Below are 14,205 nucleotides of genomic sequence, written 5' to 3'. Positions count from 1 at the left end.
CCTGCCCGGGGGACCGACATGCCGCACCCGCTCCTGACCGCCGCGCCGGACGCCCCGCTGTGGGGCGGCTGGTCGAGCCTGGCGAGCCCCGCCTCGGTGGCGTCCCTGGCGCGCGCGGGTTTCAGCTGGGTCCTGCTGGACATGCAGCACGGCGAGCACGACGACCGCTCCGTGCGGGACTGCCTGCGGGGGGTCGGCCCGCAGGACGCCCCGGTGCTGGTGCGCCCGCCGGTGTGCGGGACCCACGAGATCGGCCGGGTGCTGGACGCGGGCGCCGCGGGGGTGGTGGTGCCGATGGTGAGCACCCCGGAGCAGGCACGGCTGGCGGCGCGGGCCTGCCGCTACGCCCCGGCGGGCAACCGGAGCTGGGGCCCGCTCGCCCTGGACACCGGCGCACCCGTCCCCACGCCGCAGGAGGCGGACGCCGCGGTGCTGTGCGCGGTGATGGTGGAGACCCGGCAGGCGCTGGAGAACGTGGGGGCGATCGCGGCCACCGACGGGGTGGACGTGGTGTTCGTGGGCCCGTTCGACCTGTCCCTGGAGCTGGGCACGACGGTGGAGGAGCTGCTGGCCGCGGACGGCGCGGACGACCCGCTGCCCACGATCGTGCGGGCCTGCGCGGAGAGCTCGGTGGTGCCCGGCGCGTTCGCGGCGACGGAGGAGCGGGCGGCACGTCTGCGGGAGCTGGGTTTCCGGTTCGTCGCGGCGGCCACGGACGGCGGCCTCGTGCAGTCCGGGTCGCGGGAGCGCCTCGCGGCCCTCGGCGGCTGCTGAACCCGTCACCGCCTGTTCACCGCGGTACGGGGGAGCAGCACCTCCACGGTCGCCCGGGGCGGCCACGCTCGGGGGTGCCGGTCAACGCACCCTGGAGGAACCGCCGTGCCCCTCGACACCACCCTCGCCCGCCGCACCGTCCTGGGGGCCGGTGCCGTCCTCGGCTCGGGCCTGCTCACCGCGGGTGCCCGCCCGCCGGCCCGCCGCCTGGGGGACCCGTTCACCCTGGGCGTCGCCTCCGGTGAGCCGACGCCGGACGGCGTGGTCCTGTGGACGCGGCTGGCGCCGGAGCCGTACGCGCCGGACGGGCGCGGCGGGATGCCGGAGCGCGACGTGGACGTGGAGTGGGAGCTGGCGGTGGACCCGGGTTTCCGGCGGGTCGTGCGCCGCGGCCGCCAGAAGGCCACGGCGAGGCTGGGCCACAGCGTCCACGTGGAGCTCGCGGGGCTGCAGGCGGGCCGGGAGTACTGGTACCGCTTCCGCGTGCCGGGTTCCCCGGCGCACGTCTCCCCGGCCGGCCTGACCCGCACGGCGCCCGCGCCGAACACCTGGGGCACGCCGCTGACGATGGCGTTCGCCTCGTGCGCGCAGTACGAGCACGGCTGGTTCACCGCCTACCGGCGCCTCGCGGAGGAGCAGCCGGACGTGGTGCTGTTCCTCGGGGACTACATCTACGAGTACGAGGCGGACGACTACGTCGCGAAGTCCGGCAACGTGCGCGACCACATGGGCCCGGAGACGACGACGCTCGCGGGCTACCGGCAGCGGCACGCGCAGTACAAGGCGGACCCGGACCTGCAGGCCGCGCACGCCGCGGCGCCGTGGATCGTCACGTGGGACGACCACGAGTTCGAGAACAACTACGCGGACCTCGTCCCCGAGGCGCAGGAGCCGTACCCGACGCGGGAGCAGTTCGCCGCCCGCCGCACCGCCGCCTACCAGGCGTACTACGAGAACATGCCGCTGCGGGCCGCGTCCCGCCCGAAGGGCACGCAGCTGCAGCTGTTCCGCCGGCTCTCCTGGGGGCGGCTGGCCTCGTTCCACGTCCTCGACACCCGCCAGTACCGCAGCGACCAGCCCAACGGGGACACCTTCCCCGCCGAGGGCCCGGAGCGCCACGACCCGAACCGCACCCTCCTGGGCGACCGGCAGGAGGCGTGGCTGCTGGACGGGCTGCAGAACTCCCCCGCCACGTGGGACGTGATCGCCCAGCAGGTGATGGTGCACGAGCACGACTATGTGCCCGGTACCAAGCGCGGGTTCAACCCCGACTCCTGGGACGGCTACACCGCGAGCCGGCAGCGCCTGCTCGACGGGTTCGCCCAGCGCGGCGTGCAGAACCCGGTGGTGCTGACCGGCGACGTGCACAAGCACTACGCGGCGGACCTGACGCGCGACCCGTCGGACGCGAAGGCCGACCCGATCGGCGTGGAGCTGGTCTGCACGTCGATCACCTCGGGCGGTGACGGCGGGGACGCGTACTCCACGCGGGACAGCGAGCTGGCCGACAACCCGGACCTGAAGCTCGCCAACGACCAGCGCGGCTACGTCGTGGCCCGGCTGGACCGCGGGCAGCTGCGCGCCGACTTCCGCGTCCTGGACCGGGTGTCGGAGCCGGGCGCGGCGGTGCACACCCGCGCGGCGTTCGCGGTGCAGGCCGGCGACCCGGGCCTGAAGCCGCTCTGAGGTCGCCCCGAGGCTTCCCCGCCCGGCCCGTCTGCTGATAAATCTTCTCAACGACAGGTCGGGCGGAGGAGGAGCGGCGAGCATGCAGGCACCACCGCCGGTCGTGCCGCCGTCCGTGGCGGCCCGGTGGATCGACCGGTGGGACCGCCAGCAGGAGCGCTACGCGCTCGACCGGGGCGCCCGCGCCCGGGCCGTCGCCGACGTCGTCGCGCACGCCGTCGGCGGCTCCTCCGACGCCCTCGTGGTCGACCTCGGCGCCGGCCCCGGCTCCCTCGCCCGGACCGTGGCGGCGCGGGTGCCCGCCGCCTCCGTCGTGGCCGTCGACCGCGACCCCTTCCTCCTCGCGCTGGGCACCGCGCACGACGGCTGGCGCATCCGCTACGTCGAGGCGTTCCTCGGCGCCCCCGGCTGGGTGCGCGCCGTCGCGGGGGAGCGGCCCTGGGACGCGGCCGTCACCGCCACCTGCCTGCACTACCCGCCGCGCGGGGAGCTGGCGCGCATCTACCGGGACGTGGCCGCCGCGCTGCGTCCCGGCGGCCTCCTCGTCAACGCCGACCACCTGCCCGACGCCCCGGGCGCGCTCGCGGACCTCGCCGCGGCCGTGGAGGAGGGCGCCGCCTCCAGGGCGCGGCGCGACGGGGAGGACTGGTCCGCCTGGTGGCAGGCCGCGCGGGCCGACCCGGACCTCGCGCCGGCCCTCGCCGCGCGCGACGGCGCCCCGGCGGCCGGCGGGGAGAACGGCCTCACCCTCGCCGACCACGAGGGCCTGCTGCGCGAGGCGGGGTTCCGCGACACCGGTGTCCTCTGGCAGGTCGGCACCAGCCGCGTCCTCGTCGCGGTGCGCTGAGGACCCCCGCGCTCAGCCGCCGTCCCGCTCGTCCACCCGCACGATGCCGCGGTACAGCGCGCGCAGCGCCTCCTCCGCCCCGTCGAGGCGTTCCTCCACCGTCGGCCCCGCCCCGCGCCGCACCCGCGGCAGGTCCGGGCGCAGCAGCGCGCGCAGCAGGTCCTCGTCCCGCTCGTCCACCGCGGCGCGCGACCTGCGGGGCGCCGGCAGCGGCTGCGGGGTGCCCCGCGGCTCCCAGAAGTCCTCCAGCCGCTCCTCCAGCGGGTCGGCGTCCTCCGGCAGCAGGTCCGCGGCGAGGTCGTCCAGCGGCACGTCCCGCAGCAGCAGCCACAGCGCCGGGGTGGCGTCCACGAGCTCCGCGCCGGCCAGCGCGAGCGCCACCGCGTGCTTGCAGGGCTCCACCGGGTCGGGGCAGCTGCACGCGAAGTGCAGCAGGCGCGAGCTCGGCGGCACGAGCTCCACCGCCGCCGAGCGGCCCAGGGCGCGCGCGGCGGCGGGGTCCTGCCCGGCCAGCAGCCGCAGCAGCAGCGCCGGTTCCGCTGTCACCGCCCGCACCAGCCGCGCGGCCTCCGCGGCGCCCAGGGGCCGCACCGCCATCGCCACCTGGTAGACGTTGCGGCCCGAGCCGCGCACCGTCGCCACCAGGGAGCCGCGCGCGGTGCGCACGTCCCGCACGGCGCCCTCCCGCAGCAGCCGCTCGCCCCGGTCGAACCGGGCGGGGTCGGTGGCCTCCACGACCAGCCCGGCGATCCCGTCCCCCCACGAGGTGGGCACCTCACTCACCGACGGACTCCGCGGACAGCGTCAGCAGGTCCCGCAGCGCGGCGCTGTCCAGCTCCGTGACCCACCCCTCGCCCGGGCCCACGACGAGGTCCGCCAGCTCCGACTTCTCCGCCAGGGCGGCGTCGATGCGCTCCTCCACGGTGCCGATGCTGACGAGCTTGCGCACCTGCACCCGGCGCTGCTGCCCGATGCGGAAGGCCCGGTCCGTCGCCTGGTCCTCCACCGCCGGGTTCCACCAGCGGTCCAGGTGCACGACGTGGTTCGCGGCGGTGAGGTTCAGCCCGGACCCGCCCGCCTTGAGGGACAGCAGCAGCAGCGGCACGTCGGTCTCCTCCTGGAACCTCGCCACCATCGCGTCGCGCCGGGCCCGCGGCACCCCGCCGTGCAGGAACGGCACCTCCACCCCGAACCGCTCCGCCAGGTACGGCACGAGCAGGTGCCCGAACTCCGTGAACTGCGTGAACAGCAGCGCCCGGTCGCCCTCGGCGAGGAGGGAGTCCACGACGTCCTCCACCACGGCGAGCTTGCCGGAGCGGTGCCGCCCCCGGGTCAGCAGCGGTGAGCCGTCCCCGAGGAAGTGCGCCGGGTGGTTGCAGATCTGCTTCAGCCGCGTCAGCGTGCGCAGCACCCGGCCCCGCCGCTGCACGGGCGTCAGGTCGTCCAGCTTCGCCAGCAGCTCCGCCACCGCGGCCCGGTACAGCGCGGCCTGCTCCCGGGTCAGGTTCACCGGCACCACCATCTCCACCTTCTCCGGCAGGTCCGCGATGACGGCGGGGTCCGTCTTCACCCGGCGCAGCACGAACGGCCGCGTCACCGCGCGCAGCCGCGCGGCGACCCCCTCGTCGCGGTCCCGCTCGACCGGGCGCGCGAACCGCTGCCGGAACGCCGCCGCCGAACCCAGCACGCCCGGGTTCACCGCGTCGAGGATGCTGCGCAGCTCCTCCAGCCGGTTCTCCACCGGCGTCCCGGTCAGCGCCACCCGCCGCGCCGCGGGCACCTGGCGCACCGCCCGCGCCTGCCGGGTCGAGGAGTTCTTCACGTGCTGGGCCTCGTCGAGCACGAGCCGGCCCCACGCCACCTCCCGCAGCGCGGCCAGGTCCCGGTCCAGCAGCCCGTACGTCGTCAGCACCAGGTCCGCTCCCGCGGCGAGCTGCGCGATCCCGGAGCCTCGCGCCCGGCCCGGCCCGTGGTGCACCACCACCCGCAGGGACGGCGCGAACCTCGCCGCCTCCCGCGCCCAGTTCCCCACCAGGGACATCGGGCACACCAGCAGCGTCGGGCCGTCCGCCTCCCCGGCCTGCCGCTCGTGCAGCAGCAGCGCCAGGACCTGCACCGTCTTGCCCAGGCCCATGTCGTCGGCGAGCACCGCGCCGAGGCCGAGGCGGTCCAGGTGCGCCAGCCACGACAGCCCGCGCCGCTGGTACGGGCGCAGCGTCGCCCGCAGGTCCGACGGCGGCTCCACCTCCTCGACGCGCCGGTCCGCCTCCGGGTCCATCAGCCGGCCCAGCCAGCCCGTCGCCCGCACCTCCTCCACCGGCGCGGGCGGCTCGGCGGCGGTGAGCGCCGTGAGCATCCCCGCGAGGGTGGGCTCGCCCTGCGCGCCCCGCACGAACCGGTGCACCGCGGCGAGGGTGCGCGGGTCCAGGCGCACCCACTCCCCGCGCAGCCGCACCAGCTCCGAGGCCGACCCGGCGAGCGCGTCCAGCTCCGCCTCGGTGAGCTCCGCCCCGCCGAGGGCCACCTTCCAGTTCCACTCCACCACCCGGTCCACGCCGAAGCGCCGGTCCAGGGTGTCGACGCGGGTGGAGGCGTCCGCGGCCATCCGCAGCGCCGGCGCCACCCGCGTCCAGCTCCGCGGCAGCAGCAGCACCAGCCCGGCGCGCGCCAGCCTCCCCGCGCCCCGGTCGACGAGGTCCAGCACCCCGGCGGTGTCCAGGACGAGCCGCACCGTGTTCCCGGGGACCTGCGCGGCGCGGCGCAGCGGCGGGTGGGCGCGCAGCGCGCGGGCGAGCCCGTCGGCGAGGGCGGCCAGGGCCTCGGCGTCACCGCCGAGCTCGTCGCGCTCGGCGGGCGCGGCGCCGTCGATGCGCACCCCCACGTCGAGGAACCACGCCCCCGCCCGCCGGGCCCCCCCGGGTTCCCGCACCCCCCCGGGTTCCCGCACCTCCCCGGGCTCCTGCGCCTGTCCGGGTTCCTGCTCGTCCCCGGGCTCCGGGCCGACGGGTTCGGTCAGCCACAGCACCACGTCCAGGCGCCGGCGCCGCGTGGAGGAGGCCCACTCGGCGAGCTGCGCGCGCAGCGGCTCGACCCGCCGCTCCGGCACCGCCAGCGGGGTGCCGTGCGCCAGCGACGAGACCAGCGGGTGACCCGCCCGCCGCACCGCCTCCCGCCACCCGGACCGCTCGGTCGCCAGACGCGAGGACACCACCGCGGCGAGCACCTCGACCACCACTGCCCGCAGCACCTCCGCGGCCGCCCCGGGTGCGGGGGAGGCCGCGCGCAGCACCGGCGGCAGGCACGCCACGTGCGCGTCGAACCACTCCTCCACGTCCGCGTCCGGCACCGGGAACCACACCGGCTGCACCTGCGGCCACTCCCCCGCCAGCCGTGGAGCGATCCGGCCCGCGTCCACGAGGCGCACCACGTCGCGCACGAAGCGCGCCAGGAACCCCGTCGCCGCACCCGGCAGCAGGTCCCCCGTGGCGGCGTCCCCGGCGAGCGCCACGAGGGCGTCCACGCTCGCGGCCGGCTCCGGTCGCGCCACCGGCACCGTCACCGCCGCCAGACGTGCCCCGTTCCCGCCCCGCTCCGGTCCGCCCGGCCGCCGGGGCAGGTCCGGCGAGGGCAGCGGCGTCCCGTCCACGCACGGCAGCAGCAGCTCCACGGTGCCCGGTGCCCCCAGCAGCGCCCGCCCCACCGCCGCGTCGCAGCCGCCGGTCAGGCCCCGCAGCTCCCGCAGCGTCAGCGCCCCCGGGTGCAGGCGCCCGTCACCTGCGCGCCCCGTCCCCTCCGCCCACCACACCACGCCCGCCGGGCCCGCCCACGACGCGTGCAGCACCCCCGCGGCGGCGGCACCGGGCGCGCCCGCCGCCGGGACCGGTGTCAGCTCCCCGCGCAGCATGCCCCCATGCTGGGCCACGGCCCCGACGCCGCCGCCCACCCGCCCCCGGCGACCGCCCCACCCACTACCGTCGTGCCACCCCCGCCGCCGCGAGTCCGGAGCTCCCCGTGCCCAAGAACACCCGACCCGCGAACCGCAGACCCGGCTCCCCCCGCCGGCACCCCGCGGCCACCGCCCACCTCGGCAACCGTGCGCTCCTCGCCCTCAGCGCTCCCTTCACCGCGTGGCTGCCCACGCAGTCCGCCGAGGGCGAGCCCGGCCCCGAGCCCACCGACGTCCTCACCGTCCTGGCCGAGTCGATGGACTGGCTGCTCAAGCGCAAGCGCGTCACGGCCGTCGGCCCGCAGACCGCGACGGCCTGGACCGCGGAGGACGTCGACCTGCTGCTCGCCGAGCTGGACTCCCCGGTGCTCGCGGCCTTCGGCCGTCAGCGCGGCTGGGACGAGGTCGACGTCCTCGACGCCGCCGCGGAGGCGTGGGAGCTGTTCCTCCTCTTCCTGGAGGACACCCGCCGCTGGACCGGCCCCGCGGAGGACCTCGAGGAGTGCCTGGCCGCCCTCGACGAGGTCACCGCCGCCGAGCTCGCGCTCAGCGCCGCCGACGACGTCAGCGACGAGGAGGAGGACGCCGCGCTCACCGCGCTGCCCCTCACCGGCCGGATCACCGAGCACCTGGAGGACCCCTCGGCCGCCCCGCGGGACCTGCTGGAGGTGCTGTCCGAGCTGTCCCTCGTCGAGCACGACGGCGACGAGGTGCGACCCGGTCCCGCCGCGGACGCCTGGCGCGCGGACGCCACCGAGCAGGCCCGCGAGCTGCGGCGCGACGCGCTCACGGTGTGGGTGCTGGAGCAGCTCGTCGACTCCTCCGAGGCGGTCGCCGCGCTCCTCGTCGCCGTCCTCACCCGCGGCATGGTGTCCGACCCCGTCACCCGGGAGACGCTCGCCGAGATGCTCCCCGAGGACGCCGAGGAGGGTTTCGACCCGTCCGTCGTGGTGCCCGAGGCCTCCGCCCTGCTCGACCGGCTCGCCGACGCCGGTGTCTTCGCCGGCCGCAGCGAGCTGGTCCCGCCCCGGGGGCTGTGGCCCGCGCTGGCCAACGTGGTCGTCACGCTCACCGAGGACGAGGACCACGACCACGACGACCACGAGGGGCACGACCACGGTCCCGAGGGCCACGGGCACGGGCACGGCCACGGGGCTTGACCCGCGGCGCGGTTGTCCACAGGCGTCCCGGTGAGCGGGGGGCGCGCCCCTAGCGTCGTGGGGTGCGCCCCCTCGCCCTGACCCGAGCCGCCGCGGCCGCCCTCGTCGTCGCGTCGGTCGCGGCGTGCTCCGACGCGGGGGCACCGGCTGCGGTCCGGGTGACGCCGAGCGCCCCGGCCGCCGTCCCGGCACCCACACCGCAGCCGGTCCCGCCCGCCGCCCCCGTCCCGCCGGCAGGCCTCCCGGCCGCCACCTCCTCCGGTCCGGCCGGGACGGCGCCGCCGCCCGCCGGGGGGGCGCCGACACCGCCCGCACCGGCGAACCCGGAGTTCCCGAAGCCGGAGTACCCCACCGCCGAGGTCCTCGGCCTGCCCACCACCCTCAACCCCGAGGGCGCGCTGGAGTTCGCGGTGTACTTCGTGCAGGTGCTGGACTACATGGGGAATACGCAGGACGTCGAGCTGCTTCGAGAGGCCTCGCTGGACTCCTGTGAGTATTGCCAAATCTTGGTGGAGGCAGATCTCGAAGGCGCCAGGAAGGGGTACCAACTTGACGGTTCTCGGGTGTGGTTCAAAGCGGCCAACGTGGACGAGTTCGACGAGGCTGCCCGAACTGCTCGGCTAACTCTCGAGTCGACCATTACGGCGGGGCGCCTGCTGGACCGCGACGGTCATGTCGTGAGGGATGTGGCACACAAGGAGTTGTCAGAAACTCTGGAACTCAGCTGGAACGATGGTGCGTGGCGCGTGAGCTGGTTCGAGTGAGAACTTTCGCCGTCATCCTCGTAGCGGTGGTGGTGGTCAGCGCGCTTCCGCTTCCCCCTGCTGCTGCGGTACCCCGGTGCGTGACATCGTCCAGCGGGCGAGCCGTCGACAATTCCGTCGATGTGCGTGGAACCAAGCGCTGCACTCCGCCCCGCGCCCGCGCCACCCCACCCATGTCCGCCTCCCCCCGGGGCGCCGGCCGCGCCGCCCCCGAGCCGCCGCGCCAGGTGCGGGTCACGGTGTCCTCCTGCGCCGCCAACCGCCCGGACGCCGCGGGCCAGGTCGAGGGCCTGAACTGCGGCCGGATGTTCACGGGCTGCCCGCCGGGGCAGTGGCGGGGCACCACGTTCACCGCGGACGCCGTCCCCGCGCCGGACCGGCAGTGGGACTCCGGCGCCTCCCGCTGCATCGGGGCGCCACCGCCCGCACCGGGTGCCCAGCCGGTGCAGCTGCCGGTGCTCACCGCACACGACCTGCGCAGGCTGCCGCTGCCCGCGGGGAACCCGGCGGTGCAGCCGGGCACGGGCCGGGTCGTCGTCAACCTGCCGGTGAACGTGTACGTCCCGGCCGCGCCCGTCACCGTGAACACGACGGTGCTCGGCTTCCCGGTGCGGGTGCGCGCGACACCCGCCCTGTTCCGCTGGGAGTTCGGCGACGGCGGCACGCTGGGCCCGACCCGTGACCCCGGTGCGCCGTACCCGGACCTGCGCACGACGCACACGTACACGCGCCCCGGCCGGTACGCCATCGCGCTGACCACCACGTACACCGGCGAGTACTCCGTCGCGGGCGGTGAGTGGCTGCCCATCAGCGGGACGGCCGACGTGACGAGCGCGCCCGTCCCGGTCACGGCGCTGGCGGGCACGAACGTGCTGGTGCCCTGACCCGGCTCAGGAACCGAACGCGCGCGCCACGAACGGCAGGGCGAGGGTCATGGCCAGCGCGTTGAGCACCATGCCCGCGCTGGACCACGCCCCCGTCGCCGGGCTCTCGGTGAGCGCCCGCGCGGTGCCGATGCCGTGGCTGGTGACGCCCACGGCGAAACCCCTGGCCCGCTCGTCCCGCACGCGGGCGAGCGTGAGCAGCGCCGGCCCGGCGACCGCGCCGGTGATGCCCGAGACGAGGGTCATCACGACGACCAGCGGCGCCGAGGCGCTGATCGTCTCGGCGACGGTCAGCGCGACGGGCGTCGTCACCGAGCGCGGCAGGGCGGCGCGCACCACGTCGTCGGCGGTCCCGGCGGTCTCCAGGACGAGGACGGTGACCCCCACGCTGACCAGCCCGGCCACCAGCAGCGTCGCCAGCACCACCGCCGAGGAGTGCAGCAGGGCCCGTCCGGCGTCCAGCAGCGGCAGGGCCAGCGCGACCGTCGCGGGGCCGAGCAGCAGGGTGAGCACCGACACCGAGCGCAGGTACTCGTCGTAGGGGACACCCACGAGCTGCAGGACGCTCGCGACGACGACCACGGCGACCAGCACGGGTGTCAGCAGTGCGGGGCGTCCCATCCGGCGGTGCAGGGCTCCGGCGCCCAGGTACGCCACGAGCGTCAGGGTGAGGCCGAAGGCGGGGGAGTGGACGACGCCGCTCATGCCGGCCCGCGGTCGGCGTGCCGCAGCAGCGCCTCCAGCAGCCACCCGGTGACCAGCAGCGCCGCGACGAACGAGCCGCCGACCGCGAGGGCGAGGGGCAGGGCGTTGTCGGCCAGGCGGGACAGCTCCAGCAGGGCCCCGACGCCGGGCGGCACGAAGAGCAGCTGGAGGTGCGCCAGCAGGGGGTGTCCCGCAGGAGCGGTGAGGCGCCCGAGGAGGCGGGTGGGCCGCCACACCCCGAGGGCCACCAGCAGCACCAGCCCCACCACGGCGCCGGGTACGGGCAGGTGCAGCACGGCGACCAGCGCAGTTCCTGCGAGCTGCAGCAGGAGCAGGAGCGAGAGGCCGAACAGGACAGGAGGCAGCGCCGTCGGTCGTGGCATGCCGCCATCCTGCCCACGCGCGGACGCGGCCCCACCCGTCGATGTGTCACGGCCCTGTGGACAGCCTCCCGGACCGGCCGGCGCCTGTGGACATCGCTCCGGGACGACCGCCGCGCCGGTTGGCTCCAGACCATGCAGATCGGCGTCTCGACCCCGGAGTTGCAGGCGGCGTCCCGTCTCCACGACGACGCCGCCGCACGGGCGGCAGGGCTGGCCTCGGCGCTGAGCGGTGAGGCGGGCGCGGCCGGTGCGTGGTCCTACGGGGCGCTCGGCGGTGCCGCCGAGCGCTTCTTCCGGACGCTCGCGTGGGCCGCGACGACCGGCGCGACCGAGCTCGCCGAGCTGGCGGAGCGGGTGCGCCGGTCGGGGGACGACTACGACGTCACGGAACTGCTGCTGCTGAGCTCCTACGGGCTCCGGCCGGCCGAGCTCGATCCCGGGGCGGACCGGTGAGCCGGTCCGCGGTGCCCGACGAGCTGTCGCGGCTCGACGTCGCGGCGGCGGAGGCGGCAGCCGGTGTGCTCACGGGAACGGCCATCACGGGTGACCTGGTGTCGGGCACGTACGCCGCCGCACGAGCGTCGACCCCGCAGTGGCGGGGTGACGCCCTGGCCGGCTACGCCCAGGCGTGCGGTGAGGTGGAACGCCGCCTCGACCTGCTGACCTACGCGGCCCGCGCGGGCGCCACGGTCCTGGCGGAGTACTCCCGCGGTCTCGCGCAGCGCCAGGCGCGCCTGCGCCGCATCGCGCACGCCGCGGCGGACGTGGAGCTGCGCATGCAGCGGGTGGACGCGCTGGGGACCCTCGCCGCGGACACCGCCGAGGCCGATCGCCTGCTGGGCGAGCGGCAGTCGGTCGTCGCGGAGCAGGACCGGGCGGTCGTGGACGTGGCCCGGCGGCTGGACGCCCTGATCGACGACGTCGACGGGCGGCCGCGCTCGTGGGGCGAGCACGTCTCGGACGGTGTGGGTGCCTTCGTGCGGGAGGGGATCGCCGAGCCCGCGGCGGCCCTGGCCTTCCTCACCGTGGGGTGGGCGTCGGACCGCGCCGGCTGGTGGCGTGCGGTGCGCTCGCTGCCGGGAGCCCAAGTGGAGTCCGCCAGGCATCCCGTGCGCACCACCTCCGAGTCGCTGAAGGTGGAGGAGTTCCGGTCGGGTCGCACCGGCGAAGCCGTGGGCAGCCTGGCCGCGGCGATGGCCTCCCGCCGGCTCGGCAAGGTGGTCCCCCGGCCGCGCAGACCCGTGCCCGTCCCCGTCAGCTTCGACGAGATGCTCGCCGGCGTCGACCTCACCGCGATGGAGGGCGTCGGCGACGCGCACACGCTGTCCCGCCACGTCGACGTGGACGACGGGTACCTCCGCGACCGCCTCCTCCGCAGTGCCGAGGCCGCCGACAGGGATCCGCGGGCGTACCGCATGACCGCCGCGTCCCGGTGGGCCGACCAGGAGACCGCGGAGCGCGAGATCACCCAGGCCCTGCGCGACAACGAGGCGGCCATCCGCTCGCTCATCGCCGGCGGGATCACGGCCATCGAGGTCACCGAGCCCGCCCGCGCCTCGTCGGGACGGGTCATCACGCTCCACGACGGCCGGTTCGCGACCCCCGACCCGGTGCAGACCGTCGTCCAGCTGAACGTCAGGGACGGGAAGGTCACCGTCCACACCGCCTACCTGAAGGAGAAGTGACATGAACCCCACCGTCACCGACGAGATGCGGGCCGAGGTCGAGGACGCCGTGCGCCGGGTGGGTGCGGTCCCGTGGGCCCCCCACGGCGACAGGCGCACGCACCCGGACCTCTGGTCGATGCTGATGTTCCTGCGCGGCGAGTACACCGAGGAACGGTGGCTCGACCCGCGGGAGGGGTTCGAGGCGGGGATGGCGAACTGTCTCGGGGACCTCGTGGTGGCCCTGGCGCAGTGGCGCGCGCTGAAGGACGGCGCCGTCACGGAGGAGGACTTCGAGCGCTTCGGGCGTCGCCTGGACCTCCTGTGGGTCGGTCCGCCGGAGGGGCGCTCCCACGTCCGGTGGGCCGAGTGGGCGGAGGAGCGGCTGGTCGAGGCCATCGCCAGGCCCGAGACCCTCCTGCCGCCCCACGAGTTCCCCTGCCACCCGCACCTGGCCCGCAGCAGCAGGTGCGACGACACCGTCGACGAGGACGCGCTGGTCGCGGAGCTGATCGGCCGGCGGGAGGCCGACGTCACCCGCTGGCTGGCCGCCCCGGACGCCGGCACACGCTTGTACCTGACCGCAGACCTCGGGCGCCGCATCGGCGTCGCCTTCGACCGCGGCGAGGCGCCCGGTGCGGAGTTCCACCACCGGGCGACGAGCCGGTTCGCCGTCGTCCTGGAGAGGTCCCGAGAGCGGGGCGAGCCCTTCACCGTGCTGGCCTCCTACCCGGTCGAGCCGGAGACGTCCGAGGCGGAGAAGGCTGCGGCGCACGCCCTGCGGGAGAGGTGGCCGGTCCTCGAGCAGCTCTTCGGCGCCTTCTTCGGTCAGCACGTCATGGCGGGACCGCCGTTCTTCGGTCAGGCCGCCTTCCTGTGGGACCAGCCCGCCACGCTGCACGACGCGGTGCGCTGCTGTCTCCCCGAGCTGCTCAGCCTCGACGAGACCGGCCTGAGGAACGCGCTGCGCCTGCTCGGCTGCTACGTCGACGCGAACCACGCCCACACCTGGCTGGGGTGGCTCCTCTGGCGCATGGACGCCTTCGACTGGTGACGACGACGGAGCCACCACGATCCGTGTGCGCATCCGCTCAAGCCGGCGGCCCGGCGGCCGATGGAGTACGTGCCGGTCCGAACGCGGCGCGGAGGCGGGAACACACGCCCCCGTCGACGTGTTGCGGACAGTGCAAGGCCACCCCCGACAGGTGGGTGCTACGACGTCCACCGCCGACGGCGGCAGGCGTCTCGGCAGGGCGAGGACGGTCGGAAGCACTCCAGATGCCTGGTAGTGTTCTCTTCGTCAGCCGGTGCGGCGGGCGGATCGGGGCCGGGTTTGCTGGTTGTGGTCTGCTGGTTGGGCTGGTTATGATGTGAAGGTTGCCTCCTTGGCTG

General features: G+C 76.1%; 13 protein-coding genes. 9 read left to right on the top strand and 4 right to left on the bottom strand.

Features of this window, described 5'->3' with window-relative positions; all coding sequences use genetic code 11:
* The first annotated feature begins 18 nt into the window (after positions 1 to 18).
* The 3 genes from ACYQBY_RS07685 (at position 19) to ACYQBY_RS07675 (ending at position 3,307) form a co-directional block, all read left to right on the top strand.
* Positions 19 to 774 carry an HpcH/HpaI aldolase family protein gene (locus tag ACYQBY_RS07685; RefSeq protein WP_459643266.1) on the top strand — a complete coding sequence of 252 codons (756 nt, stop codon included), beginning with the start codon at positions 19 to 21 and terminating at the stop codon, positions 772 to 774.
* Between the two features lie 105 nt (positions 775 to 879).
* Positions 880 to 2,460, top strand: coding sequence for an alkaline phosphatase D family protein (locus tag ACYQBY_RS07680; protein WP_459643265.1), 1,581 nt, complete (start codon positions 880 to 882; stop codon positions 2,458 to 2,460).
* A gap of 82 nt (positions 2,461 to 2,542) precedes the next feature.
* Positions 2,543 to 3,307, top strand: a complete 765-nt coding sequence (locus ACYQBY_RS07675) for a class I SAM-dependent methyltransferase (RefSeq protein ID WP_459643264.1) — start codon at positions 2,543 to 2,545, stop codon at positions 3,305 to 3,307.
* A gap of 12 nt (positions 3,308 to 3,319) precedes the next feature.
* Here ACYQBY_RS07675 and ACYQBY_RS07670 read toward each other — a convergent pair whose 3' ends face one another.
* A complete protein-coding gene (locus tag ACYQBY_RS07670; RefSeq protein ID WP_459643263.1) occupies positions 3,320 to 4,090 on the bottom strand; it encodes an SWIM zinc finger family protein in 771 nt (256 codons plus the stop codon).
* Complete coding sequence (locus tag ACYQBY_RS07665; RefSeq protein WP_459643262.1) at positions 4,083 to 7,211, bottom strand: DEAD/DEAH box helicase; 3,129 nt, start codon at positions 7,209 to 7,211, stop codon at positions 4,083 to 4,085. The genes ACYQBY_RS07670 and ACYQBY_RS07665 overlap by 8 nt, the downstream gene beginning before the upstream one ends.
* A gap of 107 nt (positions 7,212 to 7,318) precedes the next feature.
* On the opposite strand from ACYQBY_RS07665, the gene ACYQBY_RS07660 reads away from it, so the two are divergent.
* The 3 genes from ACYQBY_RS07660 to ACYQBY_RS07650 all read left to right on the top strand — a co-directional run bounded on the left by ACYQBY_RS07660 (position 7,319) and on the right by ACYQBY_RS07650 (position 10,061).
* Positions 7,319 to 8,413 carry a hypothetical protein gene (locus ACYQBY_RS07660; protein WP_459643261.1) on the top strand — a complete coding sequence of 365 codons (1,095 nt, stop codon included), beginning with the start codon at positions 7,319 to 7,321 and terminating at the stop codon, positions 8,411 to 8,413.
* Positions 8,414 to 8,475: 62 nt separating this feature from the next.
* Positions 8,476 to 9,177 carry a DUF6318 family protein gene (locus ACYQBY_RS07655; RefSeq protein ID WP_459643260.1) on the top strand — a complete coding sequence of 234 codons (702 nt, stop codon included), beginning with the start codon at positions 8,476 to 8,478 and terminating at the stop codon, positions 9,175 to 9,177.
* Positions 9,178 to 9,350: 173 nt separating this feature from the next.
* Positions 9,351 to 10,061 carry a PKD domain-containing protein gene (locus tag ACYQBY_RS07650; protein WP_459643259.1) on the top strand — a complete coding sequence of 237 codons (711 nt, stop codon included), beginning with the start codon at positions 9,351 to 9,353 and terminating at the stop codon, positions 10,059 to 10,061.
* 6 nt (positions 10,062 to 10,067) lie between these two features.
* Here ACYQBY_RS07650 and ACYQBY_RS07645 read toward each other — a convergent pair whose 3' ends face one another.
* Positions 10,068 to 10,766, bottom strand: coding sequence for an LrgB family protein (locus ACYQBY_RS07645; RefSeq protein WP_459643258.1), 699 nt, complete (start codon positions 10,764 to 10,766; stop codon positions 10,068 to 10,070).
* The gene (locus ACYQBY_RS07640; protein WP_459643257.1) at positions 10,763 to 11,149 is read right to left on the bottom strand and encodes a CidA/LrgA family protein; all 387 of its coding nucleotides are present in this window, start codon (positions 11,147 to 11,149) and stop codon (positions 10,763 to 10,765) included. Before ACYQBY_RS07640 ends, ACYQBY_RS07645 begins: the two co-directional genes overlap by 4 nt.
* 132 nt (positions 11,150 to 11,281) lie before the next feature.
* On the opposite strand from ACYQBY_RS07640, the gene ACYQBY_RS07635 reads away from it, so the two are divergent.
* Genes ACYQBY_RS07635 through ACYQBY_RS07625 form a run of 3 tightly spaced genes read left to right on the top strand, consistent with a single transcriptional unit; the run spans position 11,282 to position 13,867 of the window.
* On the top strand, positions 11,282 to 11,602 hold the full coding sequence (locus ACYQBY_RS07635) for a hypothetical protein (RefSeq protein ID WP_459643256.1): 321 nt from the start codon (positions 11,282 to 11,284) through the stop codon (positions 11,600 to 11,602).
* A complete protein-coding gene (locus ACYQBY_RS07630) occupies positions 11,599 to 12,834 on the top strand; it encodes an RNase A-like domain-containing protein (protein ID WP_459643255.1) in 1,236 nt (411 codons plus the stop codon). Before ACYQBY_RS07635 ends, ACYQBY_RS07630 begins: the two co-directional genes overlap by 4 nt.
* A 1-nt stretch (position 12,835) precedes the next feature.
* Positions 12,836 to 13,867, top strand: coding sequence for an RNase A-like domain-containing protein (locus tag ACYQBY_RS07625; RefSeq protein ID WP_459643254.1), 1,032 nt, complete (start codon positions 12,836 to 12,838; stop codon positions 13,865 to 13,867).
* Positions 13,868 to 14,205 lie beyond the last annotated feature (338 nt).

The sequence above is a fragment of the Kineococcus anabasis genome (assembly GCF_054590795.1).
Note: the sequence above shows the minus strand (reverse complement) of the source record. Positions and strands in the feature narration are given on the sequence as shown.

Coding starts and splice junctions, on each gene's coding strand:
- ACYQBY_RS07685 (WP_459643266.1), top strand. CDS start 19: ATGCCGCACCCGCTCCTGACCGCCGCGCCGGACGCCCCGCTGTGGGGC.
- ACYQBY_RS07640 (WP_459643257.1), bottom strand. CDS start 11,149: ATGCCACGACCGACGGCGCTGCCTCCTGTCCTGTTCGGCCTCTCGCTC.
- ACYQBY_RS07675 (WP_459643264.1), top strand. CDS start 2,543: ATGCAGGCACCACCGCCGGTCGTGCCGCCGTCCGTGGCGGCCCGGTGG.
- ACYQBY_RS07665 (WP_459643262.1), bottom strand. CDS start 7,211: ATGCTGCGCGGGGAGCTGACACCGGTCCCGGCGGCGGGCGCGCCCGGT.
- ACYQBY_RS07635 (WP_459643256.1), top strand. CDS start 11,282: ATGCAGATCGGCGTCTCGACCCCGGAGTTGCAGGCGGCGTCCCGTCTC.
- ACYQBY_RS07645 (WP_459643258.1), bottom strand. CDS start 10,766: ATGAGCGGCGTCGTCCACTCCCCCGCCTTCGGCCTCACCCTGACGCTC.
- ACYQBY_RS07650 (WP_459643259.1), top strand. CDS start 9,351: ATGTCCGCCTCCCCCCGGGGCGCCGGCCGCGCCGCCCCCGAGCCGCCG.
- ACYQBY_RS07625 (WP_459643254.1), top strand. CDS start 12,836: ATGAACCCCACCGTCACCGACGAGATGCGGGCCGAGGTCGAGGACGCC.